At 72.7% G+C, this 22,680-nt stretch carries 23 protein-coding genes; 10 read left to right on the top strand and 13 right to left on the bottom strand.

The genetic code is table 11. The features are described from left to right. Positions 1-80: 80 nt before the first annotated feature. The 3 genes from FB470_RS31110 to FB470_RS31100 all read left to right on the top strand — a co-directional run bounded on the left by FB470_RS31110 (position 81) and on the right by FB470_RS31100 (position 3,280). The gene (locus tag FB470_RS31110) at positions 81-254 is read left to right on the top strand and encodes a hypothetical protein (RefSeq protein ID WP_306997272.1); all 174 of its coding nucleotides are present in this window, start codon (positions 81-83) and stop codon (positions 252-254) included. 550 nt (positions 255-804) lie between these two features. Beyond that, the gene (locus tag FB470_RS31105; RefSeq protein WP_306999584.1) at positions 805-2,028 is read left to right on the top strand and encodes an LCP family protein; all 1,224 of its coding nucleotides are present in this window, start codon (positions 805-807) and stop codon (positions 2,026-2,028) included. A gap of 124 nt (positions 2,029-2,152) precedes the next feature. After that, positions 2,153-3,280, top strand: a complete 1,128-nt coding sequence (locus tag FB470_RS31100; RefSeq protein WP_306997271.1) for a S1 family peptidase — start codon at positions 2,153-2,155, stop codon at positions 3,278-3,280. A gap of 49 nt (positions 3,281-3,329) precedes the next feature. Here FB470_RS31100 and FB470_RS31095 read toward each other — a convergent pair whose 3' ends face one another. After that, a complete protein-coding gene (locus FB470_RS31095; RefSeq protein WP_306997269.1) occupies positions 3,330-3,542 on the bottom strand; it encodes a hypothetical protein in 213 nt (70 codons plus the stop codon). Between the two features lie 156 nt (positions 3,543-3,698). Between FB470_RS31095 and coaE the strand changes: the two genes are divergently transcribed. Both coaE and FB470_RS31085 read left to right on the top strand, forming a co-directional pair. Next, entirely contained in the window at positions 3,699-4,883 is a 1,185-nt protein-coding gene (gene coaE / locus FB470_RS31090) for a dephospho-CoA kinase (protein ID WP_306997267.1), read from the top strand. A 37-nt stretch (positions 4,884-4,920) separates the two neighbouring features. After that, positions 4,921-5,346, top strand: coding sequence for a pyridoxamine 5'-phosphate oxidase family protein (locus tag FB470_RS31085; protein ID WP_306997265.1), 426 nt, complete (start codon positions 4,921-4,923; stop codon positions 5,344-5,346). A 451-nt stretch (positions 5,347-5,797) separates the two neighbouring features. On the opposite strand, the gene FB470_RS31080 is transcribed toward FB470_RS31085, so the two are convergent. Further along, entirely contained in the window at positions 5,798-6,406 is a 609-nt protein-coding gene (locus FB470_RS31080; protein WP_306997263.1) for a TetR/AcrR family transcriptional regulator, read from the bottom strand. Positions 6,407-6,480: 74 nt separating this feature from the next. On the opposite strand from FB470_RS31080, the gene FB470_RS31075 reads away from it, so the two are divergent. Beyond that, positions 6,481-7,350 (top strand): alpha/beta fold hydrolase, encoded by an 870-nt coding sequence (locus tag FB470_RS31075; protein WP_306997261.1) that lies wholly within the window; start codon positions 6,481-6,483, stop codon positions 7,348-7,350. Here the strand turns inward: FB470_RS31075 and FB470_RS31070 are convergent. The 8 genes from FB470_RS31070 to FB470_RS31040 form a co-directional block, all read right to left on the bottom strand. After that, on the bottom strand, positions 7,328-7,978 hold the full coding sequence (locus FB470_RS31070) for a response regulator (protein ID WP_306997259.1): 651 nt from the start codon (positions 7,976-7,978) through the stop codon (positions 7,328-7,330). The genes FB470_RS31075 and FB470_RS31070 overlap by 23 nt on opposite strands. Continuing rightward, the gene (locus FB470_RS35880; protein WP_370876621.1) at positions 7,975-8,214 is read right to left on the bottom strand and encodes a sensor histidine kinase; all 240 of its coding nucleotides are present in this window, start codon (positions 8,212-8,214) and stop codon (positions 7,975-7,977) included. Before FB470_RS35880 ends, FB470_RS31070 begins: the two co-directional genes overlap by 4 nt. Continuing rightward, on the bottom strand, positions 8,151-8,762 hold the full coding sequence (locus FB470_RS35875) for a sensor histidine kinase (RefSeq protein WP_370876620.1): 612 nt from the start codon (positions 8,760-8,762) through the stop codon (positions 8,151-8,153). Before FB470_RS35875 ends, FB470_RS35880 begins: the two co-directional genes overlap by 64 nt. Beyond that, positions 8,750-9,199, bottom strand: coding sequence for a hypothetical protein (locus tag FB470_RS31060; protein ID WP_306997257.1), 450 nt, complete (start codon positions 9,197-9,199; stop codon positions 8,750-8,752). The genes FB470_RS35875 and FB470_RS31060 overlap by 13 nt, the downstream gene beginning before the upstream one ends. Positions 9,200-9,207: 8 nt before the next feature. After that, the gene (locus tag FB470_RS35870; protein WP_370876619.1) at positions 9,208-9,594 is read right to left on the bottom strand and encodes a hypothetical protein; all 387 of its coding nucleotides are present in this window, start codon (positions 9,592-9,594) and stop codon (positions 9,208-9,210) included. After that, positions 9,585-10,322 carry an ABC transporter permease gene (locus FB470_RS31050; protein ID WP_306997255.1) on the bottom strand — a complete coding sequence of 246 codons (738 nt, stop codon included), beginning with the start codon at positions 10,320-10,322 and terminating at the stop codon, positions 9,585-9,587. The genes FB470_RS35870 and FB470_RS31050 overlap by 10 nt, the downstream gene beginning before the upstream one ends. Further along, entirely contained in the window at positions 10,322-11,236 is a 915-nt protein-coding gene (locus FB470_RS31045; protein WP_306997253.1) for an ABC transporter ATP-binding protein, read from the bottom strand. Before FB470_RS31045 ends, FB470_RS31050 begins: the two co-directional genes overlap by 1 nt. Before the next feature lie 82 nt (positions 11,237-11,318). Then, positions 11,319-11,861, bottom strand: coding sequence for a ribonuclease FAU-1 family protein (locus FB470_RS31040; protein ID WP_306997251.1), 543 nt, complete (start codon positions 11,859-11,861; stop codon positions 11,319-11,321). Between the two features lie 58 nt (positions 11,862-11,919). Here FB470_RS31040 and FB470_RS31035 point away from each other — a divergent pair, with 58 nt between their 5' ends. The 3 genes from FB470_RS31035 (at position 11,920) to uvrB (ending at position 16,504) form a co-directional block, all read left to right on the top strand. Further along, entirely contained in the window at positions 11,920-13,170 is a 1,251-nt protein-coding gene (locus FB470_RS31035; protein ID WP_306997249.1) for a PucR family transcriptional regulator, read from the top strand. Between the two features lie 877 nt (positions 13,171-14,047). Then, positions 14,048-14,302, top strand: coding sequence for a hypothetical protein (locus tag FB470_RS31030; RefSeq protein WP_306997247.1), 255 nt, complete (start codon positions 14,048-14,050; stop codon positions 14,300-14,302). 48 nt (positions 14,303-14,350) lie between these two features. After that, on the top strand, positions 14,351-16,504 hold the full coding sequence (gene uvrB, locus FB470_RS31025; protein ID WP_306997246.1) for an excinuclease ABC subunit UvrB: 2,154 nt from the start codon (positions 14,351-14,353) through the stop codon (positions 16,502-16,504). Positions 16,505-16,873: 369 nt separating this feature from the next. Here uvrB and FB470_RS31020 read toward each other — a convergent pair whose 3' ends face one another. From FB470_RS31020 to FB470_RS31010, 3 genes are read right to left on the bottom strand one after another with little or no spacing between them, the layout of a single operon-like run. Beyond that, positions 16,874-17,632 (bottom strand): enoyl-CoA hydratase/isomerase family protein, encoded by a 759-nt coding sequence (locus FB470_RS31020; RefSeq protein ID WP_306997244.1) that lies wholly within the window; start codon positions 17,630-17,632, stop codon positions 16,874-16,876. Between the two features lie 18 nt (positions 17,633-17,650). Beyond that, positions 17,651-18,577: an ABC transporter permease gene (locus FB470_RS31015; RefSeq protein WP_306997242.1), complete on the bottom strand. Its 927-nt coding sequence runs from the start codon at positions 18,575-18,577 to the stop codon at positions 17,651-17,653. Next, the gene (locus tag FB470_RS31010) at positions 18,574-21,384 is read right to left on the bottom strand and encodes an alpha/beta fold hydrolase (protein WP_306999583.1); all 2,811 of its coding nucleotides are present in this window, start codon (positions 21,382-21,384) and stop codon (positions 18,574-18,576) included. Before FB470_RS31010 ends, FB470_RS31015 begins: the two co-directional genes overlap by 4 nt. Positions 21,385-21,681: 297 nt before the next feature. Here FB470_RS31010 and FB470_RS31005 point away from each other — a divergent pair, with 297 nt between their 5' ends. Further along, positions 21,682-22,671, top strand: coding sequence for a TerC family protein (locus FB470_RS31005; RefSeq protein ID WP_306997240.1), 990 nt, complete (start codon positions 21,682-21,684; stop codon positions 22,669-22,671). Positions 22,672-22,680 lie beyond the last annotated feature (9 nt).

Raw genomic sequence — 22,680 nt, 5'->3', positions numbered from 1 at the left:
TAGGACTCCCGGTTTCCCGGGCGCCTCGCGCAGGCACTCTGGTAGTCGCGACCGGAACCGAGAACACCGGAGGGGTGATCATGCAGGTCGATTCGCCGCCGCAGCCCTGCTCGCGGTGCCACCGCCAGGTGGTGCTCGCCGGGTACAGCTGGGGACGGCAGTGGGTGCACCTGGGCACGTGGCGGCCGCAGTGCGGTCCCCCGTCCTGGGCCCTGGCCCGCTCGGCCGAGACCACCTCGACGGCGGCTTCCTGACGCCACGACCAGCCGCCCGGCGCCGCCCTCCCCCTCGCGTGCCGGTCGGTCGAGCGCGGCGGGCAGTGCCCAGCCTGCCCGCGAACTCCGGCACCCCGCCGCGCTCACTCCAACCTCGAAGCGCCGCCCCCATCCCCCGGGGGGCGGCGCTTCGTTGGGGAACGGGTCTTGTGCCGGCCCGGCGATCCCGGGCTCGTCGAGGCCGCTCCGGCCCCGCCCGGTGGCTCGCTGAGCGGCGGCTTCCGGCCCCCGCCCCCGGCCTGTAGAGGCCCCGCCCCTGCCCGGTGGCCCCGAGGGGCCGGCCCCGGCCCGCCCTCGGGGCCTGACCGAGAAGCCCGCCGCGCCCCGCAGGGCCCACCGGCCGGCGGCCGTCGATGCTCCGGCCGCTGGGCGCCCCACCGCCTTCCGCCGCCGTCCCTGCTGTGCGTGATGAGAACGTCACCGGCCCCAGCGCGGAATTCACAGCAAACTGTCAGATTTCTGGTGGATCCTGGCCTTAGCTGGAACGAGTGAAATCTGAGGTGGAGCAGGCGTGTTACGCCGACAGGGAGTGACGACCCCGCCCGCCCGCGGTAGCCGGTGGAGATCGGTGCGCTACACGGCCGCGGGGTTGGCGTCACTGCTCGTGCTCGGCGCTACCGGCTACGCCTGGACCCAGCTGTCCCGCCTCGACCGCGACCTCGCCACCGCGGACGTGATCGCCCCGTCGGCCCAGCTCCCCACGGGCCGCGAGAGCCTCGCCGCGGCGCAGAACATTCTCCTGGTCGGTCTCGACTCGCGCACCGACGGGCAGGGCAACCCGCTGCCGCAGAGCCTGCTCGACCAGCTGCACGCCGGTGACTCCGGCGACGGCGGCGACACCGCCGACACGATGATCGTCGTGCACATCCCGGCCGGCGGCGGCTCGGCGACCGCGATCTCCATCCCGCGCGACTCCTACGTGCAGATCGCCGACGGCTACGGCAAACACAAGATCAACTCCGCCTACACCTACGGCAAGAACGCGGCGCTGACCGCGCTCAGCACCCAGGGCGTCACCGGCGCCGAACTGGACCGCGAGGCCGCGGCGGCGGGCGCCCGCACCGCGATCGAGACCGTCGAGGACTTCACCGGTCTCGCGATCAACCACTACGCCGCCGTCAACCTGGCCGGCTTCTACGAGCTGAGCAACGCCGTCGGCGGTGTCCCGGTGTGCCTCAAGGCGCCGGTGCACGACAGCTACTCCGGCGCCGATCTCCCGGCGGGGGAGCAGACGCTGTCCGGCGCGCAGGCGCTGGCGTTCGTCCGCCAGCGGCACGGGCTGCCCAACGGCGACCTGGACCGCATCGCCCGCCAGCAGGCGTTCCTGGCCGGGATGGCGCAGGTCGTGCTCGGCTCGGGCACCCTCACCGACCCGGGCCGGCTGGCCGGCCTCGTGAGCGCCGTCTCCCGCTCGGTCGTCATCGACCAGGGCTGGGACGTGCTGACCTTCGCCGAGCAGATGCACAACCTGAGCTCCAGCTCGCTCACCTTCGCCACCATCCCGGTGCAGAGCCTGAGCCTGCAGACCCCCGGCGACGGCGACGCGGTGGAGGTCGATCCCGTCCAGGTTCGCGATTTCATGGACGCGTTGCTGGGTGACTCCGGCGGCCACAGCTCGGCGAGCAGCACCACCTCCTCGACGCCGACGACCGTCGCGAGGGCCGCGGCCGAAACCGCCGGCGCGGCGACGACCACCCCGTCCCCGACGGTTCCGGAATCAGCGAGCACCGACCTGTCCGGCTGCGTGAACTAGCCGCTGACGGCCGGACCCCCGCTCGGGGGAGAAAATCACCAACCTACTTTCGCCGGGTGACAACCTGACGGCACGATGACCACACTGCTAGGTGAACCGGTCCCCGTCGCCAAGGAAGTGCCCGATGAAGCGATCACCCCTCGTCAGGACGTTCGGCCTCACCGCGCTGGCCGTGGGCTCCGTCCTCGCCACCACGGTCAGCGTCGCCGGTGCCACGCCCACCTCGCCGCTGCTCGGCGCGATGCAGCGCGACCTCGGGCTGACCGCCGAGCAGGCCGGCACCCGCCCGGCCCAGGAGGCCGCCGCCGCCGGAATCGCCCCGGCCGCCCAGGCCGCCGCCGGACCGGCGTTCGGCGGCGCCTGGTACGACGTCGCCTCCGGCAAGCTGGTCGTGGGCATCACCGATGCCGCCCGTGCCGAGGCCGTCAAGGCCGCCGGCGCGGACACCGCCCTCGTCGCCCACACCGAGTCCGCCCTGGACGCCACCAAGGACGCCCTCGACAGGCTCGCCGGCCGCGCCGCGCCGCGCCAGGTCACCGGGTGGTACGTCGACGAGCAGGCCGACCGCGTCGTGGTGACCGTCGTGCCGGGCGCGCACGGCGCCGACGTGCAGGGCTTCCTCGACCGGGCTCGCGCGGCCGGGCCGGTGCAGGTCAAAGAGGCCACCAGCACGCCGCGCCTGTTCGCCGGGGACATCGTCGGTGGCGACGCCTACTACATCAACGACGCCGCCCGCTGCTCGGTCGGGTTTTCCGTGCAGGGCGGGTTCGTCTCGGCCGGGCACTGCGGCAACGCGGGCGACTCGGTCAGCGCGCCCGACGGTTCGGCGATGGGCACGTTCCAGGGCTCGTCGTTCCCCGGCAACGACTACAGCTTCGTGCGCACCGGCTCGTCCTGGACGCCATCGCCCATTGTGGACGGTTACGGCAACGGGGACGTGACGGTCACCGGGCACACCGCGGCGCCGGTCGGCTCGTCGGTGTGCCGCTCGGGTTCGACCTCCGGCTGGCACTGCGGCACGATCCAGGCCACCAACCAGACCGTCAACTACGCCGAGGGCGCGGTGTCCGGCCTGACCAGGACCAGCGCGTGCGCCGAGCCGGGCGACTCGGGCGGCTCGTGGGTCAGCGGCAGCCAGGCGCAGGGCGTCACCTCGGGCGGTTCCGGTGACTGCACCAGCGGCGGGACGACGTATTTCCAGCCGGTCGACGAGATCCTGTCCGCCTACGGGCTGACGCTGGTCACCGGCTGACGACCGGGACGCGAAGCCCTCGCCGACGCGGCGGGGGCTTCGTCGCGTCTCAGGTGACCGCCGGTGCCCAGGCGCGCTCGAGCGCGGCCGCGCGGGCGCGGCGCTTCAGCCCGGCGAGGCTGTGCTTGGCGGGGATCAGCAGAGCGGTCAACCACGTGCGCCGGTACTCCTCCAGCGCGACCGCCACGGGACGATGCAGGACGCAGTGCACCAGACCCGGCGTGCCGAGCCGGTGCCTCCCGGTGTGCTTGCTCTGCGGCATCGTTCCTCCGTGTGGGCTACCTTTCCCGCCGCGCACCGTACGCAACGAGCGGTCGGAAGCGTAGTAGCGACCCGGCGTGTCACCCGTCTCGTTTGGATTACAAGCCCATCAGGGAGTAAAGAACACCCGATCGTGGCGTCTGGTCTAATGCGAACCATGCTGCGGGTGGGGTTGTCCGGAGGAATCGGTGCGGGGAAGTCGACCGTCGCCGCGCGGTTGGTGGAGCACGGGGCCGTGCACGTCGACGCCGACGCGATCGCGCGGGAGGTCGTCGAGCCGGGCACGGAGGGGCTCGCGAAGGTCGTCGAGGCCTTCGGCGCCGACGTCCTGGGCGCGGACGGGGCGCTGAACCGCCCGGCGCTGGCCGCCAAGGCGTTCGCGGACGAGGAGTCCCGGCAGCGGCTCAACGGCATCCTGCACCCGCTGATCGGTGCCCGCACCGCCGAGCGCATCGCCGCCGCCCCGCCGGACGCGGTCGTGCTGCACGACGTGCCGCTGCTGGTCGAGGGCGGGTACGCGCCGAACTACCACCTCGTGCTGATCGTGGACGCGCCCGTGGAAACGCGGCTGCGGCGCCTGACCGAGCTGCGCGGGATGTCCGAGGAGGACGCCCGCGCGCGGATCAAGGCGCAGGCGAGTGACGAGCAGCGGCGCGCCGTCGCCGACGTGTGGCTGGACAACTCGGGCGAGCCGGACGCCGTGCTGGCCGAGGTGGACCGGTTGTGGGCCGAGCGGCTGGTGCCGTTCGAGGCGAACGTGCGGCTGCGCCGCCCGCGCCCGCCGGTGCCGCCGAAGCTGGTGCCCTACGACGAAACCTGGCCGGCTCAGGCCGCCCGCGCGCTCGCCCGGCTGCGGCTGCTGACCGCGGGCCGGGCGCTGCGGGTGGACCACATCGGGTCCACGTCGGTGCCCGGGCTGCCCGCGAAGGACGTGCTGGACCTGCAGGTCACCGTCTCGACCCTGGAGCAGGCCGACGAGTTCGCCGACGTCCTGTCCGACGCCGGGTTCCTGCGCGCCGAGGGGGAGTGGTGGGACGACCCGCAGGGCGGCGGCGAGCGGTGGCTGAAGCGGTTCCACTACGGTGCCGACCCGGGCCGGGCGGTCAACGTGCACGTCCGCAGCACCGCGACGCCGGCCTGGCGGCTGGCGCTGTTGTTCGCCGCGTGGCTGCGGGCGAACCCCGGCGAGCGCGACGCGTACGCGGCGGTGAAGGCGAAGCTGGCGCAGGCCCACGCGGACGACGGTTCCGTGGAGGCCTACGCGGAGGAGAAGCAGGGCTGGGTCAACGCGGCCTTCGAGCGGGCCGAGGAGTGGGCGGGCCGCACCGGCTGGTCGGCGTGACCGGTTTTTGTCGGACACCGCACGTAGCCTGCGGCGCATGGCACTGTCGAGGGAAGAACGGGAACAGTTCCTGGCCGAGCCGCACGTCGGCGCGCTGTCGGTCGTGGAGAAACGGGAGCGGGCGCCGCTGACGGTGCCGATCTGGTACCAGTACCGCCCGGGCGGTGAGCTGTGGGTGCGCACGCTCCCGGGTTCACGCAAGGCGCGGGCGATCGAGGCGGCCGGGCGGTTCAGCCTGATGGTGCAGCGCACCGAGCCGACCGTGCGGTACGTGTCGGTCGAGGGACCGGTGACGGGCACGGCCCCGGACAGCGACGAGCGGGCGCGGGAAATGGCGCGACGCTACCTGCCGGAGGACAAGGTCGCCGGCTACCTGGAGTTCGAACGCACCCGGCTCGGTGAGCACGTGGTCATCGCGATGCGGCCGGAACACTGGCTGGGGGCGGATCTCGGACCGGCCTGACCGGGGCCGGACAACAGCGTCCACCGGGGGCTGCGCGGCGGAGCCGCCCTGCGGTTCGTGTGTGCAGCCACGCGCGGAATTCGCCGCTGGCTGCCTGGCCGGTGGTGGCAGTGTCCGGGAGGCCGTGCTCCCGGGGAGCCGGCCCGGCCTATGCCGTCGGCGGTCGCCTGTCCGGCCGATGCCGCTCGTCCGGTCTCGTGCCGTCGGCCATGCTCGTGCCCGCCGCCCGGCCGGGCCCCGAGTCAGCCGCCCGTCGGGGCGGCGTGCGGACGGTCCGCGATTCGCCGCCGTGCCCCGTGCCCGCCCGGCCCGGCGTATGCCGTCGGCGGTCGCCTGTCCGGCCCCATGCCGCTCACCCGGCCAGGAGCGCGCGACGTCCATCCGACGCGCGCCGCCCGGCCCTGGTGTCGCCGCTTGCGGCGGGGCCCGCGCGCGTGCCGCCGGGCGCTCGTCACCGGGCCAGCAAACCACGCGCCACGACGTCCGTCGCGGTGCGGAGGAGCTCCCTCAGCTCGCCTTCGGTGCGGTGCAGGGCGTCCGGCCGCCATCCGAGGCTGATCACCCCGTTCCAGGACGCCCACAGGATCGTCGCGACCTGTTCGGGGTCGACGTCGCGCAGGGTGCCGTCCGCGATGCCCGCCCGCAGCGCCTCCACCATCCGCCGGTTCTGCTGGTCGACCGACCGCGCCAGCCGCCCGGCGAGGTCCTGCCCCGCCGGGTACTGGCCGGGTGTGCCCGGGAACGCCAGCATGCGGAAGTACTCGGGGTAGGCCAGGTAGAACTCCAGGTACTCCTCGGCCGCCGCGAACAGCTGCTCGACCGGGGTGCGCCCGGCCGTGTAGGCCCGGTCCATGTGGTCGCGGTCGGCGCTTAGCGCGCGCTCCACGATCGCCGCGTGCAGGCCGGCCTTCGAGCCGAAGTGGTTGTAGATCGAGCCGACCGCCACGCCCGCCTTCCCGGCGATCTGTTCGACGGTGACCTCGTCCACCCCGCGGGAGGCGAAGAGCTCCTCGCCCGCCTGCAGCAGGGCGTCGATCGTGCGTCGTTTCCGGGGGTCCATTCCTGCAATGGTTGCAAAAAAACCGCCGCGAGCGCTACCGTACTTCTTGCAATCATTACAAGAAGGAGGGCGCGGTGAACGACTGGCGAGATCCGGAGCTCGGCGAGTCCCGCGAGGTGCGGCTGCCGTCGGGCCGGCTGCGGTTCCACGACCGGGGCGCGGGGCCGGTGATCGTGTTCGCGCACGGTTACCTGGTCAACGCGAACCTGTTCCGCAAGGTCGTCCCCCTGCTCGCGGCCCGCTTCCGCTGCATCACCCCGGACCTGCCGCTGGGCGCGCACACCGTGCCGGTGGACCGCGACGGCGACCTGACCCCGCCCGGCGTGGCGCGCCTCCTCGCGGACCTGCTCGCCGAGCTCGACCTGCGCGAGGTGACCCTGTTCGGCAACGACTCGGGCGGCGCCTACAGCCAGCTGGCCGCGGTCGCCCACCCGGAGCGGATCGGCGGGCTCGTGCTGTCCTCGTGCGAGACGCCGGAGGACACCTGGCCGCCCAGCCCCGGCGGGTTCGGCCTGCTCAAGGCCACCGCCGCGAACCCGGTCACCTACCGCGCGCTCTACCAGGTGCTCCGCCTGGAACGGACGTGGCGGTGGCGCAACACCTACGGCTGGCTGGCGAAGCACCCGATCGAGGCGCGCGTGATGAACAGCTACGTGCGCCCGGTCCTGGAGCGGGCCGACATCCGGCACGACGGGCGCAAGGCGATCGGCTCGGTCTCGGCCCGCTACACGCGCGCCGCCGCCCGGCGCCTCGTCCGGGACTTCGGCAAGCCGGTCCACCTCGTCTGGGCGGCCGAGGACCACGTCTTCCCGCTCGCCCACGCCACCCGCTACGCCCGTGAGCTGGGCGCGGACCTGCACACCGTCGAGGACGCCTACACCTACGTGACGGAGGACCAGCCCGAGGCTGTCGCGAAGCTCGTCACCGGCTGCCTGGCCGGGTGACCGGGCCGGGGTCGATGAGCCCGAGCCGCAACGCGGTGGCCACCGCGGCCGCGCGGTCGTTCACGCCGAGTTTCGCGTAGGCGTGCAACAGGTGCGTCTTCACGGTGGCCTCGCTGATGAACAGCTTCGCGGCCGCGTCGCGGTTCGTGCCGCCGCGGGCGATGAGGGTCAGCACCTCGATCTCGCGCCGGCTCAGCTCCTCGCGGGCCGGCGCGCGCATCTGCCCCATCAGCCGGCTCGCGACGGCGGGGGAGAGCACCGCCTCGCCGCGGGAGGCCGCCCGCACGGCGCGGAACAGCTCCTCGCGCGGCGCGTCCTTGAGCAGGTAGCCCGTCGCGCCGGCCTCGATCGCGGGCAGCACGTCCGAATCGGTGTCGTAGGTGGTCAGCACGAGCACCCGCGCCCGGTTGCCGCGCCGCGCCAGCTCGGCGATCGCGTGCACCCCGTCGGTGCCGGGCATGCGCAGGTCCATCAGCACGACGTCCGGCCCGACCCGCTCGGCGAGCGCGACCGCCTCGGCGCCGTCGCCCGCCTCGCCGAGCACCTCGAACCCGTGCTCGGGGGTGAAGATCCCGCGCAGGCCGTCCCGCACCACGGGGTGGTCGTCGGCGATGACCAGGGTGATCATGTGGCCCCGATCGCGGGCAGGCTCGCCGAGATCGCCGTGCCGCCACCGGGTTCGGACTCCACGGCGAGCGTCCCGGCGAGCCGTTGCACCCGTTGCAGCATCCCGGTCAGCCCGAACCCGTCACCGCGCCGCGCCGGGTCGAAACCGGCGCCGTCGTCGCGCACGTCGAGCGTCACCTGATCCTCCATGTAGGACAACGTGAGTCCGACGCGACGAGCGCCCGCGTGTTTGGCCACATTGGACAACGCCTCCTGGGCGACCCGCAGCAGCGTCGCCTCGATCTCCGGGTGCACGGGCGCGGTGAGCCGGTCGCGGTGAACTCGACGTCCACCGCGCAGCGCTGCGCCCACCGGGCGGCGACGGCGTTGAGCGCCTCGGGGAGCCCGGCTTCGTCGAGCGGGCCCGGCCGCAGCGCGTGCACCGACCGGCGCGCCTCGGTCAGGTTCTCCCGCGCCAGCGCGAGGGCGGTGGACAGGCGGCGCCGCCACTCGGCCGGGTCGCGTTCGGCCAGTTCGGCGGCTTCCAGCTGGGTGATGATCCCGGTGAACCCCTGCGCCAGCGTGTCGTGGATCTCGCGGCTCAGCCGCTGCCGCTCCTCCAGCACCCCGGCCTCGCGCGCCTGGGCGAGCAGCTGCCGGTGCAGGCCGGCGTTCTCCTGCAGCGCCGACTCCAGTTCGGCCAGCGCCGCGCGCCGCGCCTCGTTCTGCTCGCTGATCTTCCGCGACGCGATCGTGCCGCCGCAGATCGCGGTGGTCTGCACGGCCACGATCGTCAGCCACAGCACCGGCTGCTCCGCAGTGCCGGCACCGGCCCGCCGGAGCCGATCGTGTTGATCAGCAGCGACGTCGCGGCCAGGCCCAGCACGCCGAGCGCGGCGGGCTTGAGCTTCAGGGCGGTGAAGAAGCAGCTGATCATGAACACCAGGAACAGCGGGTCCCGGTACATCAGCAGCGCGGCCATCGTCAGCGTCCCGGCGAAGGAGACCGCGAGGGTGATCCCGTGGGACCGCCACCGCCGGGGCACCGCGAGGTCTTTCACCAGCAGCCAGACGAGGGCGGCGCCGGCCGGCGCCAGCACGTCGGCCCGGTGGCTGAGCACGACCCCGAGGCCCAGCAGCAGGTAGGGCAGGCGGTGCCCGGCCCAGCGGTCCCACTTCTCCGACCACGCGCCACCGGACCCGACGGCGAAGTCGAGCGACGAGGACCAGAAGGGACGGTTCACGAGACGCATTATCCGGTGCCCGGTCCGAAGTCCCGCAGCTCCGGCCACAGCGCCGTACCCTGGCCGGAGGCCGGGCCGTCGTCGATCCGCCCCGCCGGCGTCACGCTGGTGAACCGCCCGGCCAGGATGCCGGGATCGTCGCCGACGAACAGCACCTCCAGGTGGGCCGGCAGGGGGTGTACTGGCGGCTGGTCGGCATACCCCCAAGCCAGATGCCGACCAGCCGCCAGGAAAGACAGCTCGTCGCCGAAGTAGCCGTAGCGGCCGCTGGTGACGAGCAACAGCACCGCCACGGCCCCCGCCATGCCGAGCGCGGGAACGCGAGCGAGCTTCGCCTCTGTGACGCCGTCCGCGCCCGATCGGTTGCCCACGAACGTCAACTTCTTCAGCTCCACCGGAACACCCGCGTCGCCACGGCACCGCAGACCAGGGCGAACACCGCCAGCGCGGCCAGCTGCAGCGGCTCCGGCCGGCCGCCGGTCCACGTCGCGCGCAACGCGTTGAGCGTCGCGCCGAGCGGGAGCACGTCGGCCACGTGCTGCAGCGCCCCGGGCAGGTCCTCCTTGGGCACCCACACCCCGCCGAGCGCGAGCATCGGGAAGAAGGCCGCCGTGCCGATGCCGCTCGCGGCGCGCCCGGTCGGGGCGAGCGCGGCGATCAGCAGGCCGACGCTGAACAGGGCGACGACCCCCAGCACCAGCGACAGCAGGAAGCCACCGGGGTTCGCGGGCAGCGCGAGGCCGAGCACGAGGCGGCCGCCCACGACGATCACCAGCACGACCACCAGCGCGGCCGCGAGGTTGACCAGCAGCTGCGCGACGATCAGCCGGGACGGCGGCACCGGACTGGCCGCCAGCCGGCGCAGCACCCCCTTCTCCCGGTGGGCGGCCATCGCGGCCGGGAACAGGGTGAGGGCCAGCATCCCGAGCAGGATCGCCACCGAGAGCGGCGCGATGAACGCCGACAGCGGGATCTGGCCGCCGAAGTCCTCGCTGGGCCGGTTCGCGTCCGGCATCAGGCCGAACACCAGCAGCAACGCGACCGGGATGCCGATCACGGTCAACGGCGCGCCCGGGTCGCGCAGGAACAGTTTCGCCTCGACGGCGGTGAGCCTGGTCAGCATCACACCCCCCGCTCGATCGTGCGGCCGGTGAGCGCGACGAACGCCTCGTCCAGCCCGGCCTGCTCCACCCGCAGCTCGCCCGCGACGACCTGGTTCCGCGCGAGCACCGACGTGACGGCCTGCACCAACTCGCCGGTGCCGGTGATCACGATCCGCCCCCCGTTCCGCTGCACGCGCCGTACCTCGGGCAGGGCCGTGAACAGGTCGTCACCGACCGGGCGCGAGGGCCGGAACCGGACGGTCTGCTCATCGGTCACCCGCGCGACCAGCCCGCCGGGCGTGTCGATCGCGGCCACCCGGCCGGCGTCGATCACGGCGATCCGGTCGCACAGCCGCTCCGCCTCCGCCATGAAGTGCGTGACGAGCAGGATCGTCACCCCGCGGTCGCGGATGCCCTCGATGACGTCCCAGGTGTCGCGGCGTGCCTGCGGGTCCAGGCCGGTGGTGAGCTCGTCGAGCACCGCCACCTCGGGCCGCCCGATCAGCGCGAGCGCGATCGACACCCGCTGTTTCTGCCCGCCGGACAGCTTGCGGTAGGCGGTGCCGCGCACCCCGGTCAGGCCCAGCTCGTCCAGCAGCTCGCCGGGATCGGCGGGAGCGTCGTAGAACGATGCGTACAGCTCCAGTGCCTCGCCGACGCGGAGCCGGTCGGGAAGCTGGGTCTCCTGCAGCTGGACACCCAGCCGGCGGCGCAGTTCCGCGGTGTCGCGCCGCGGATCCAGGCCCAGCACCCGGATCGTGCCGCCGTCCGGGCGCCGCAGCCCCTCCAGGCATTCGACGGTCGTGGTCTTCCCGGCGCCGTTGGGGCCGAGGATCCCGAAGATCTCGCCCCGTTCGACGGTGAAGGACACGTCCGCCACCGCCACCTTCTCGCCGTAGCGTTTGCTGAGGTGTGCCACCTCGATGATCCCCATGGCGACCATCGTTCGCGGGACCGGGCCGCTACGGATCGACCCGGCGGCCACATCCCGCTCCACCGGCCGGTGATCTCGTCCATCAACCGATCGGTGGAGTGCGGCGGCGCCAGCTCAGCTGAATGCCGTGCGCGGACAGCCACCGGTCCACGTGGTAGCCGTGCGCGGCGAGCCCGTCGACGGTGGCGTAGGTGATCTCCAGTGCGCGTTCGGCCTGGGCCGGGGTCAGCAGGCCGGCGCCGGCCGCGGCGAGCAGCTCGTCGGTGTCGACCACGTCCACCCGTTCGCCCTCGCGCACCACCAGGTCCAGGTACCAGTCGGTGGTGCGCCACGTGTCGCCGTCCCTGTCGACGGATACGACGTCGAGGTAGAAGTCCTGGTCGCGTTCGTGGCCGGGGCGGAACCAGTAGTCGGTCAGGCGGAGGCCGAGGCCGGGCAGCAGCCAGGACTCGAGGTAGTGGAACTGGGTCCGGCCGGGGGTCGGCCGGGCGCAGTACAGGCCGAAGGGTTCGACCCGGAACTCCTCGACCACGCGGGCGATGCCCTTGGGGTCGGTGTTCGTCCGGTTCGCGACGTCGAAGGTCTCGATCTTCGGGGGGTGGATCGTCCCGGCGTGCGCGGTCATGTCTCCATTCTGCGGGTTTACAGAAGGAAGGAAACTGTCACGACGGTAGGGTGATCACGTGGCGGACGCAGACGCGATCGAGGGAGTGGCGAAGGTGGCCGCCGCGCTGGCGGAGCGGGCCACCGAACTGACCGGCGAGCTGGTCCAGTTGTACGCGCGCGAACTGCCCCATCTGGTCAACGACGACGAGAGCGTCCTGAGCCTGCTGTCCGCGAGCGTCTACCAGAACGTCGACACCGCGCTGCGGATCTTCCAGCACGGCATCGATCCGTCCCGGGTGGAGGCGCCGGCCGCGGCGATGGAGTACGCGCGCAGGCTGGCCCAGCGCGGCACCCCGGTGGTCGACCTGATCCGCGCCTACTACCTGGGGCAGACCGCGATCCTGGATTATTCCCTGCGCGAGGCGGTCGAGATCGAGTCCGATCCGCGGCTGCTCGGCGCCATGATGGGGCACGCCCTGACCGGCGCGTTCGCGTTCATCGACCGCGTCACGCAGCAGGTCGTGTCCGCCTACCAGGAGGAACGCGACCGCTGGCTGGTCAACCGCAGCGCGGTGCGCGCCGCTCGGGTGCGGGCGCTGCTCGACGGCGGGACGACCGACACCAGCGAGGCCAGCCTCGGCTACCGGCTGCGCGGCACCCACCTGGCGATGATCGTCTGGCAGGCGCCGGTGCCCGGAGCCGGGCACGTTCTGGGCGCGCTGGAGGCGGTCGCGACCGAGCTCGCCGGGGGGTTGCCGAGCGCGGGCGGGCCGCTGTTCGTGCCCAACGACGAGGTCTGCGCGTGGGTGTGGTTCCCGCTGGAGCGGGCCGCGATGCCGGACGAGGAGTGCGTGCGCAAGGCCCTCGACAAGGCCGATCCGGGTATCCGGTTCGTGCTCGGCGATCCGGGGGAGGGGCTGGACGGGTTCCGGCGCAGCCACCGGCAGGCGCAGCGCGTGTACAACCTGGCCTTCGCCGCGGGCGAGCACTGCGACCGGGTGCTGACCTTCCGCGAGGTCGGCGCGATGGCCCTGATGGCGGGCGACATGAGCGCGGCCCGCGGCTGGGTCGCCGACACGCTGGGCGATCTGGCCACCGACGACGAGCAGCACGCCCGGCTGCGCGAGACGCTGCGGGTCTTCCTGGCCGCCGGCGGCAGCTACACGGCCGCGGCCACGCAGCTGACGATGCACAAGAACTCGGTGCAGTACCGGGTCCGCAAGGCGGAGGAGATGCTGGGCCGCCCGGTGTCGGACAACCGCCTGGACGTCGAGCTGGCGCTGCGGTTGTGCCACCGGCTCGGCGGGGCGGTGCTGACCGCGCCGTAGCAGCGGGCTCGGCTGCCGCGCCTGTGCTGGCGCGCGCAGTGTTGCTGCCGACGGCGGTCGGGCGAACTGCGCCGCTGCGCGGTACCCCCGCGGCGGTCTGTTCGGGACGCCCACCTGGCCGGGCTCGTCGCGCTGCCTTGCCGCTTGTCTCTTTCCGGGGGGTCACGTCCCCCGGGTCGATGGGGCGGTGGTGACCGCGCCGTAGCAGCGGGCTCGGCTGCCGCGCCTGTGCTGGCGCGCGCAGTGTTGCTGCCGACGGCGGTCGGGCGAACTGCGCCGCTGCGCGGTACCCCCGCGGCGGTCTGTTCGGGGCGCCCACCTGGCCGGGCTCGTCGCGCTGCCTTGCCGCTTGTCTCTTTCCGGGTGGTCACGTCCCCTGGGTCGATGGGGCGGTGCTGACCGCGCCGTAGCGGTGGGCTCGGCTGCCGCGCCTGCGCTGGCGCGCGCAGTGTTGCTGTCGACTGCGTTGGGGCGAACTGCGCCGCTGCGCGGTACCCCCGCGGCGGGCGGTTCGGGACGCCCACCTGGCCGGGCCCTTCGCGACGTCGCCCGGGCCGATGGGGCGGTGCTGACCGCGCATGGCGGCGGGCCGGAACCCCTCGACTGGCGCGCAGTGTTGCTGGCAACTGCGCTTGTCGCGAACTGTGCCGCCGTGCCGTACCCCCGCGCCGGGCGGTTCGGGAGCTGCGCTGTGGCGCCCACGCGGCCGGCCCGACACGCCCGACGCGCCGACCTGCCAATTTGTCTCTTTTGGGTGGTTCATGAGAACCCCGGCGGCCCGCGTCCCTGCGCTTTCGTCCTTCAGGACCAGTCCCGGCCCCCAGGATTGGGCCGAGGGCACGAAGATTCCACGATTATTCCGGTTTACGATTCGCACATGGGGAACGTCGTCCACGCCGAACCGACCGGAGTGATGGCCCTCGTGCGCCTGCGCCGGGGTGTGGCGGGGGAACGCGACCGGGTGTGCCACCTGGTGCCGATCCCGGAGACCGGCCCGATCCCCGAGGTGCTCGTCGCCCGCTGCGGCGCCCCGATCGTGTGCGGCAGCGCCGAGCTGCTGGAGCGCATCTGCGGGATGCCCTGCGAGGCCTGCCTGGCCCGCGCCGCCCGCGACCGCCGTCTGGCCTGCTAGAACCCGCCTCGCTGAAAATTGTCGGTGGGCGCGCCTACTCTGGTGGACGTGGCTTTCGCAACCGAACACCCCGTGCTCGCCCAGTCCGAGTTCCGGCCCGTTTCCGACATCCCGCGGACGGGCGGCCGGTTCGAGGTGGTCAGCGAGTACCAGCCGGCCGGTGACCAGCCGGCGGCCATCGACGAGCTGGCGAAGCGGCTCGAGCGGGGCGAGAAGGACGTCGTGCTGCTGGGCGCCACCGGCACCGGCAAGTCGGCGACCACGGCCTGGCTGATCGAGCGGGTGCAGCGGCCGACGCTGGTCATGGCGCCGAACAAGACGCTGGCCGCACAGCTGGCCAACGAGCTGCGCGAGCTGTTCCCGCACAACGCGGTCGAGTACTTCGTCAGCTACTACGATTATTACCAGCCGGAAGCCTACGTCCCGCAGACCGACACCTACATCGAGAAGGACTCGTCGATCAACGACGACGTGGAGCGGCTCCGGCACTCGGCGACGATGAACCTGCTGTCGCGGCGCGACGTCATCGTGGTCGCCTCGGTGTCCTGCATCTACGGCCTCGGCACGCCGCAGTCCTACCTGGACCGGTCGACGCGGCTCGCGGTGGGCATGGAGGTCGAGCGCGACACGTTCCTGCGGGCACTGGTCGACGTCCAGTACACGCGCAACGACCTGGCGTTCTCGCGCGGCACGTTCCGGGTCCGCGGCGACACGGTCGAGATCATCCCGGCGTACGAGGAGCTGGCCGTGCGGGTCGAGTTCTTCGGCGACGAGATCGACAAGCTGTACTACCTGCACCCGCTCACCGGCGAGATCGTGCGCGAGGTGGACGAGGTGCGCATCTTCCCGGCCACCCACTACGTCGCGGGGCCGGAGCGGATGGAGAAGGCGATCCGCGGCATCGAGGAGGAGCTGGCCGAGCAGCTCGCGCGGCTGGAGAAGCAGGGCAAGCTGTTGGAGGCCCAGCGGCTGCGCATGCGCACCAGCTACGACATCGAGATGATGCGGCAGGTCGGGTTCTGCTCCGGCATCGAGAACTACTCGCGGCACATCGACGGCCGCGGGCCGGGCTCGGCGCCGGCGACCCTGATCGACTACTTCCCGGAGGACTTCCTCCTGGTCATCGACGAGTCGCACGTGACGGTGCCGCAGATCGGCGGCATGTACGAAGGCGACGCGTCCCGCAAGCGCACCCTGGTCGAGCACGGGTTCCGGCTGCCCAGCGCCCTGGACAACCGGCCGCTGACGTGGGAGGAGTTCACCGACCGGATCGGCCAGACCGTGTACCTGTCGGCGACCCCGGGTCCGTACGAGCTGGGCCAGACCGGTGGCGAGTTCGTCGAGCAGGTCATCCGCCCGACCGGCCTGATCGACCCGAAGGTCGTGGTCAAGCCGACCGAGGGCCAGATCGACGACCTGGTGCACGAGATCCGGCTGCGGTCCGAGCGCGACGAGCGGGTCCTGGTCACCACGCTGACCAAGAAGATGGCCGAGGACCTCACCGACTACCTGCTGGAGCTGGGCATCCGGGTGCGCTACCTGCACTCCGAAGTGGACACGCTGCGGCGGGTCGAGCTGCTGCGGCAGCTGCGGTCGGGCGATTTCGACGTGCTCGTCGGCATCAACCTGCTGCGCGAGGGTCTCGACCTGCCCGAGGTGTCGCTGGTGGCGATCCTCGACGCGGACAAGGAGGGCTTCCTGCGTAGCGGGACGTCGCTGATCCAGACGATCGGCCGCGCGGCGCGGAACGTGTCCGGTGAGGTCCACATGTACGCGGACAAGATCACCGACTCGATGCGGTTCGCGATCGACGAGACGAACCGCCGCCGCGAGAAGCAGATGGCCTACAACGCGGAGCGGGGCATCGATCCGCAGCCGCTGCGCAAGAAGATCGCCGACATCCTGGACCGCGTCTACACCGAGGCCGAGGACTCCGAGCAGGCCGTGCCGGTGGGCGGCTCGGGACGCAACGCCTCGCGCGGCAAGAAGCCCGAGCAGGGCGGGCGCAGCTCCGGGGTGCTGGTGGACCGCGACGTGGCGGGCATGCCGCGCGCCGAGCTGGCCGATTTGATCCAGCAGATGACCGACCAGATGATGCAGGCCGCGCGCGACCTGCAGTTCGAGCTGGCGGCCCGTCTGCGCGACGAGGTCGCCGAGCTGAAGAAGGAACTGCGCGGCATGGACGCCGCCGGCGTGAAGTAACCAGCGGCCCTGTCGCGTCGCGCTGCGGCCCCGCGGGCCGCAGCGCCTCAGCGCGGCCCGGTGAGGGCCGGTGGGCGAGGGCCGGTGGGCGCAATCCGATGCGCCGGGGTTCGGTGAGCCGGGACTCAGCGCGCTGGGCCGGATCGGCGCCGGCCAACGCGCGGGCCAGGACGACCGGCGCTGGGGCGAATCGGTGCGCCGGGGGGATTGGTGCGCCGGGATGGATTGCTGCTTGCCGCGCCGGCCGGCCGGCGGCGCGCGCCGCCGCCGGGCGAGCGCGCGCCGCCGGCGCTCTCCACGCCGCACGCGCGCCACCGGTGACGGGCGCTGCCATCGGGGCGACGACGCCGCCCTACACCAACTCCGCCATCACTTGCCGAGCGTGTTCCGCACGTACTCGTCGATCGCGGCCAGCGTCTCCGGCGCGGACCACATCCGCTCGACGTGCACGTCGTCGCCGGCGCGCTGCTCGCCGATCCGCTCGTCGAACGGGCGGTGGATCTGCGCCTTGGTGTGGCGGAACGTCTCGGCCGGCACCGCCGCCAGCCGCGTCGCCGTGTCGATCGCCGTGGACAACACGGCGTCCGGCTCGGCCAGCTCGTCGACCAGGCCCCGCGCGAGCGCGTCCTCACCCGCGTACGTCTGGCCGAGGAACGTCAGCCCCGCGAGCCGCTCCGTGCCGTAGGCGCACCGCAGGATCTCCAGCGCCACCAACGGGAACGGCACCCCGACGAGCAGCTCGGTGACGCCGACCCGCCCCTGCCGCGCGTTGAGCACCCGCCGGTCGCACGCCGCGGCCAGCACCGCGCCGCCCGCGATGGCGTGCCCCGTCATCGCGGCCACGACCGGCCCGGGGAACCCGAACACGGCCAGGAACGCGTCGGACAGCGCGGGCAGGAACTCGCGCACGTAGGCTGCCCCGCCCGACTGGATGCGCCGCAGGTCCACGCCCGCCGAGAACATGCCGTCCCGCCCGGTCAGGACCACGGCCTTCGCACCGCCGAGCTCGGCGTCCTCCAGCCGCGCCGCCAGCTCCCGGCACAGCTCGGTGTCCATCGCGTTCGCCTTGCCGTGGGCCAGCCTCAGCACGGCCACGTCGCCGGCCTTGTCCACCTCGATCGTCGTCATCGGCTCACCGTAGCCGGATCAGCTGGTGATGTCCTTGGTCGCGAAGCGGCGCGCGGCCAGCACCGTGAACACTGTCGCGTAGATCACCGCGGACAACACCCCGGCGGCCATGTTCGTCCAGTCGATGTCGCTCGCGATGAGGTCCATCCACCCGTACGAGTAGTGCGTCGGCAGGTAGTTGCGCAGCGTGCCCAGCGCGGTGATCTGGTCGAGGATCTGCGACAGGATCGCCGCCAGCACCGCGCCGCCGACCGCGCCGAGCGGCGCGTCGGTCAGCACGGACAGCAGCAGCGCCAGCCCGGCCACCCACCCCAGCTGGATCACCACGTACACCGTGGACAGCCCGAGCGCGATGAGGCTGCGCCCGAACGGGATGGCGTCGCCGGTGGGGCTGACCGCGTCCCCGGCGCCGTAGAAGATCAGCCCGGCCACCAGCGACACCAGCGGCAGCAGCACCAGCGCCACGATCGACAGCAGCCCGGACGCGATCGCCTTCTGCCGCAGCAGCCGGTGCCGCGGCACCGGGATCGCCAGCAGGTACTTCAGGCTCGACCACGACGCCTCGCTCGCGATCGTGTCCCCGAAGAACAACGCGACGATCGTCGGCAACAGGAACGTCCCGGACACGAACAGCGCCAGCACCACGAAGTTCGGCGCGCTCGCCGTCGCCAGGTCGACGAACCCGCCGGAGCGCCGGTTCGGGCTCGTCTGGCCGATCTCGAACGCCACCACCAGGATGAACGGCAGCAGCACGACGAACCCGAGCACCAGCTGGGTGCGCCGCCGCCGCAGCTGGCGCCGCAGCTCGACGCCCAGCCGCAGTGTCCGCCGCGCGCGGTAACCCTCGACCGCGCCGTCCGCGCCCACCCCGGAGTGGGTGTGCTCGGCGGCGTCGGTCAGGTCGTCCAGCGCCGCGGGATCGGTGTGGACCCCGTTCTCGGTCATGACGTTTCCTCTCCCACGAGCTGGAGGAACGCGTCCTCCAGCCGTCGCCGCGGCCCGGCCTGCTCCACCGCGACCCCGGCCCGCACGAGCGCCGCGACCGCCTCGGCGCGCGGCATTCCGTCCAGGTCGGCGTGCACGAGGTCGCCCTCGACGTCCACACCGGACACCCCGGGCACCACGCGCAGGGCGTCGGCCGCCGCCTCGGGCCGGTCGACCCGGAAGGTGGCCTCGCCGCCGGCGGCCACGATGTCGCCGACCTCGCCCGCGGCCACCAGCCGGCCGCGGTGCATCACCACGACGTGCGTGCAGGTCTGCTCGACCTCGGCCAGCAGGTGGCTGGAGACCACCACGGTCCGGCCGGTCGCCGCGTAGCGCTGCAGCACCTCGCGCATCTGGTGGATCTGGGGCGGGTCGAGCCCGTTGGTCGGTTCGTCGAGCACGAGCAGCTCCGGCAGCCCGAGCATGGCCTGCGCGATCGCCAGTCGCTGCCGCATGCCCTGGCTGTAGGTGCGGACCTTGCGATGCACGGCGTTGCCCAGCCCGGCGATCTCCAGCGCCTGCTCCAGGTGTGCCTGCTCGATCGGGCGGCCGGTCGCGTCCCAGTACAGGCGCAGGTTCGCGGTGCCCGACAGGTGCGGCAGGAACCCGGAGCCCTCGACGAACGACCCGATGCGCGACAGCACCGGCGCGCCGGGCGCGACGCGGTGGCCGAACACCCGGATCTCCCCGGCGGTGGGGGTGATCAGGCCCATCAGCATGCGCAGGGTCGTGGTCTTGCCCGCGCCGTTCGGCCCGAGCAGGCCGAGCACCTGGCCGGGTTCGACGCGGAAGGACAGGTCGTTCACCGCGGTGACCCTGCCGGGGTAGGCCTTGGTGAGCCCGTCGATCACCAGCGGCACGCCGGCCAGCGCGGGATCGACCTGGTGCGAGCGGCGCCTGCGCACGGCGGCGAAGGCGGCGATCAGGGCGGCCACCGCGAGGCTGACGCCGATGCCGACGAGCGTGCTCACCGGCCACGCCGCGCCGACGGCGGTGCCCGGCACGACCGGCACGGCCAGTGCCGGGTCGGCCAACGCGACGCGGTAGGCGGCGGGCGCCGGCGGCGTCGCGTAAGCCTGGTCCGTCGTGGTGACGACCAGCTGCAGCGCGTGCCCGGTCTCGACCGGCCGCACGATGCCGGGCAGCGTCACGGTCACCTCGGCGGTGCCCGACGCCGGGATCGCGACCCGGATCGGCGCGATCGCGTTCGACGGGAGCGTGCGGGTGCCGTCCGGGTTGAGGTCGTAGAGCTTGACGAACAGCGCCGCCTCGCCGGTGCCGGAGATCCGCAGGCGGACCGTCGACGAACCGGTGACCAGCAGTTGCGAGTCGACCGGCGCGCTGGTGAAGCGCGCGGACTGGCCGGGCGGATCGGTGCCGAACAACCCGGACAGCCGCGACGAGCCGCTGACCGCGGAGTTGAGCCCGGGGATCCCGCTGACGGCGGCGGGGGTGCCGCCGGGCGGGTTGACGATCGTCTGCTCGCCGCCGGTCAGCGGGAGTGTGCGCCGCTGCGTCTGCGCCGGGTACTCGCCCGCGTCGACCGTGCGCACCGACGGCGAGCCGGAGGCCCGCAGCGAGCCCTGCACGTCGTAGGAGAACCCGCTGAACGGGTTGCCCCCCTCACCGGTGAGCTGGAACCACAACCAGTCGCCGATCTTGGCGCGCAGCTGCGGGCCGGGGCTGCCGCCGTCGTGCCCGCCGGTGTACCAGACCTGCTGCACGTGGCCGCCCGCCGCGGTGATCTGCCGGGCGGTGGCGTCGGACTGGTCCAGCCCGAACAGCGTGTCGTTCTCGCCCTGCACCAGCAGGGTCGGCGCGGTGATGCGGCCGGTGACGGCCGACGGCGACAGGCGCTGCAGCAGCGCCGCCACCGGTGGGCTGACGCGCCCGGTGGTGGCGAGGTCGGCGTAGGCCGCGCAGATCTCGGCGGTGAACCGGCCGCACGTGGTCGCGCCGGGCTGCCCCGGCCGGGGGGTCTGTTGGGGGAGCGGCGCCGCGCCGGCCGCGCCGCCCCCGCCGCTCCCGGTCGAGCCCGTGGACTGGCTGGTGTCGCCGGTCTCCTGACCCGGTTCGGGCGCCTCCGCGCCCAGCCCGCCGGTGCCGCCGGCGGACGTCCCCGCGGAGAAGAGCAGCCCGGCCCACGACTTCTTGAACACGCCGTCGGGCGAGAACGCGCCGGCGGCGGGCGTGCCGGCGGCCGGGGCGGTGGCCGCGGCCGCGTTGGGCGCCAGGCCCTGGGCGAGGTCGTTGTAGGTGATCATCGGCGCGATCGCGTCGATCCGCTTGTCCCGCCCGGCGAGCTGGAGCGCGAGCGCCCCGCCGTAGGAGGCGCCCAGCACGCCCACGCGCGGGTCGCCCGGCCCGTCCAGCCGCACCTCGGGACGGGTGGCGAGCCAGTCGACCAGCCGCGCCGCGTCGGCGACCTCGAAGTCCGGGTCGTTCAGCGCGATCTGCCCGGTACTGCGGCCGAACCCACGCGCCGAGTAGGTGAGCACGACGAAGCCGCGCCGGGCCAGTTCCTGGGCGTCACCGGCGACGCTGGTCTTGTCGCCGCCGAACCCGTGCGGCAGCAGGATCGCCGGTGCGGGTGTGCGGTCCGGCAGGTAGAGCGTGGTGTCCAGCCGGATCTGCTCGGCCGAGCCGGGCGCGGCGGGCACGTCGAGGACGGCGTCCTGCGTCGGCACCGCGGCGGGCTCGCTCGAGGAGCGGGTCCAGACGAGCACCGCCGCGGCGACGACCAGGACGACGACCACGAGGGTCACCATCCGGGTACGCCGGGTGTGCGGGAACGGAATTCGGGGCACACCGAAACGGTATGGGAGCTTTCCTGAGAACGCCGCGTCGCGGTCCCGATCTTGGGTTCCGCGGTGATAAGGGTTACCTAAGGTGGTGCTCGGCCGGTTGATCAGGAAAGATGGACACGACGTGGAGGGGAGTATTCCTTCGCGGCGGTGTCGTCAGCACGGCGGTCCTTCGGGGCACCCGGCACCGCCGGCCGGTTCGACCGGCGGAAGAGACCTCCGGCTAGCTGCTGCTGTGCGCTAACCGGAGGTATTGCGTAGATGACTGTTCCCGTGTGGCTGTGGGCTGCCACTGTCGCAGGCCTGCTCGTGCTGATCGCGATCGATCTGGTGATCGTCGACCGGAAGCCGCATGCCGTCACCACGAAAGAGGCGGCCAAGTGGGTCGTCTTCTACATCACGTGCGCCATCCTGTTCGGCATCGGAGTCTGGGTGCTGGCCGGGCACGACTACGGCGTCCAGTTCTTCACCGGCTACATCACCGAGTACTCGCTGTCGGTGGACAACCTGTTCATCTTCATGATCATCATGGCGTCGTTCAAGGTGCCGGCGATCCACCAGCACCGGGTGCTGCTGATCGGCATCCTGCTCGCGCTGGCCATGCGCAGCGTCTTCATCGCGATCGGCGCCGCGCTCATCGCCCAGTTCGTGTGGGTGTTCTTCCTGTTCGGCGCGGTGCTCGTGTGGACGGCGATCAGCCTCGTCCGGGGCGACGACCACGAGGACGAGTACCACGAGAACGCCGTCGTGCGCTGGATCCGCAAGGTCTACCCGGTCACCGAGGACTTCCACGGCCACCGGATGACCCTCAAGCGGGACGGCAGGCGGTGGCTCACCCCGATGTTCGTGGTGATCGTGGCGATCGGCAGCGCCGACCTGCTCTTCGCGGTCGACTCGATCCCGGCGATCTTCGGCATCACCCAGGAGGCCTTCCTGGTGTTCACCGCCAACGCGTTCGCGCTGATGGGACTCCGGCAGCTGTTCTTCCTGCTCGGCGGCCTGGTGAACAAGCTGGTGTACCTGTCCTACGGGCTGGCGGTCATCCTCGCGTTCATCGGTGCGAAGCTGATCCTGCACGCGCTGCACGAGTACCACGCGGCACCGGACTGGCTGGACATCAACAACTGGGTCTCGCTCGGCGTGATCGTGGTCGTCCTGACCGTCACCACCGTGCTCAGCCTGGCCAAGGCGAAGCGGGACGAGAAGAAGGCCCAGGCAGAAGCTCTTAGCGAGGCTAACGAAATCGGGTAGGTTCGGGGG

The organism is Amycolatopsis thermophila (genome assembly GCF_030814215.1).
GTDB lineage: Bacteria > Actinomycetota > Actinomycetes > Mycobacteriales > Pseudonocardiaceae > Amycolatopsis_E > Amycolatopsis_E thermophila.
This window is presented reverse-complemented; position numbering and strand designations above follow the sequence as displayed.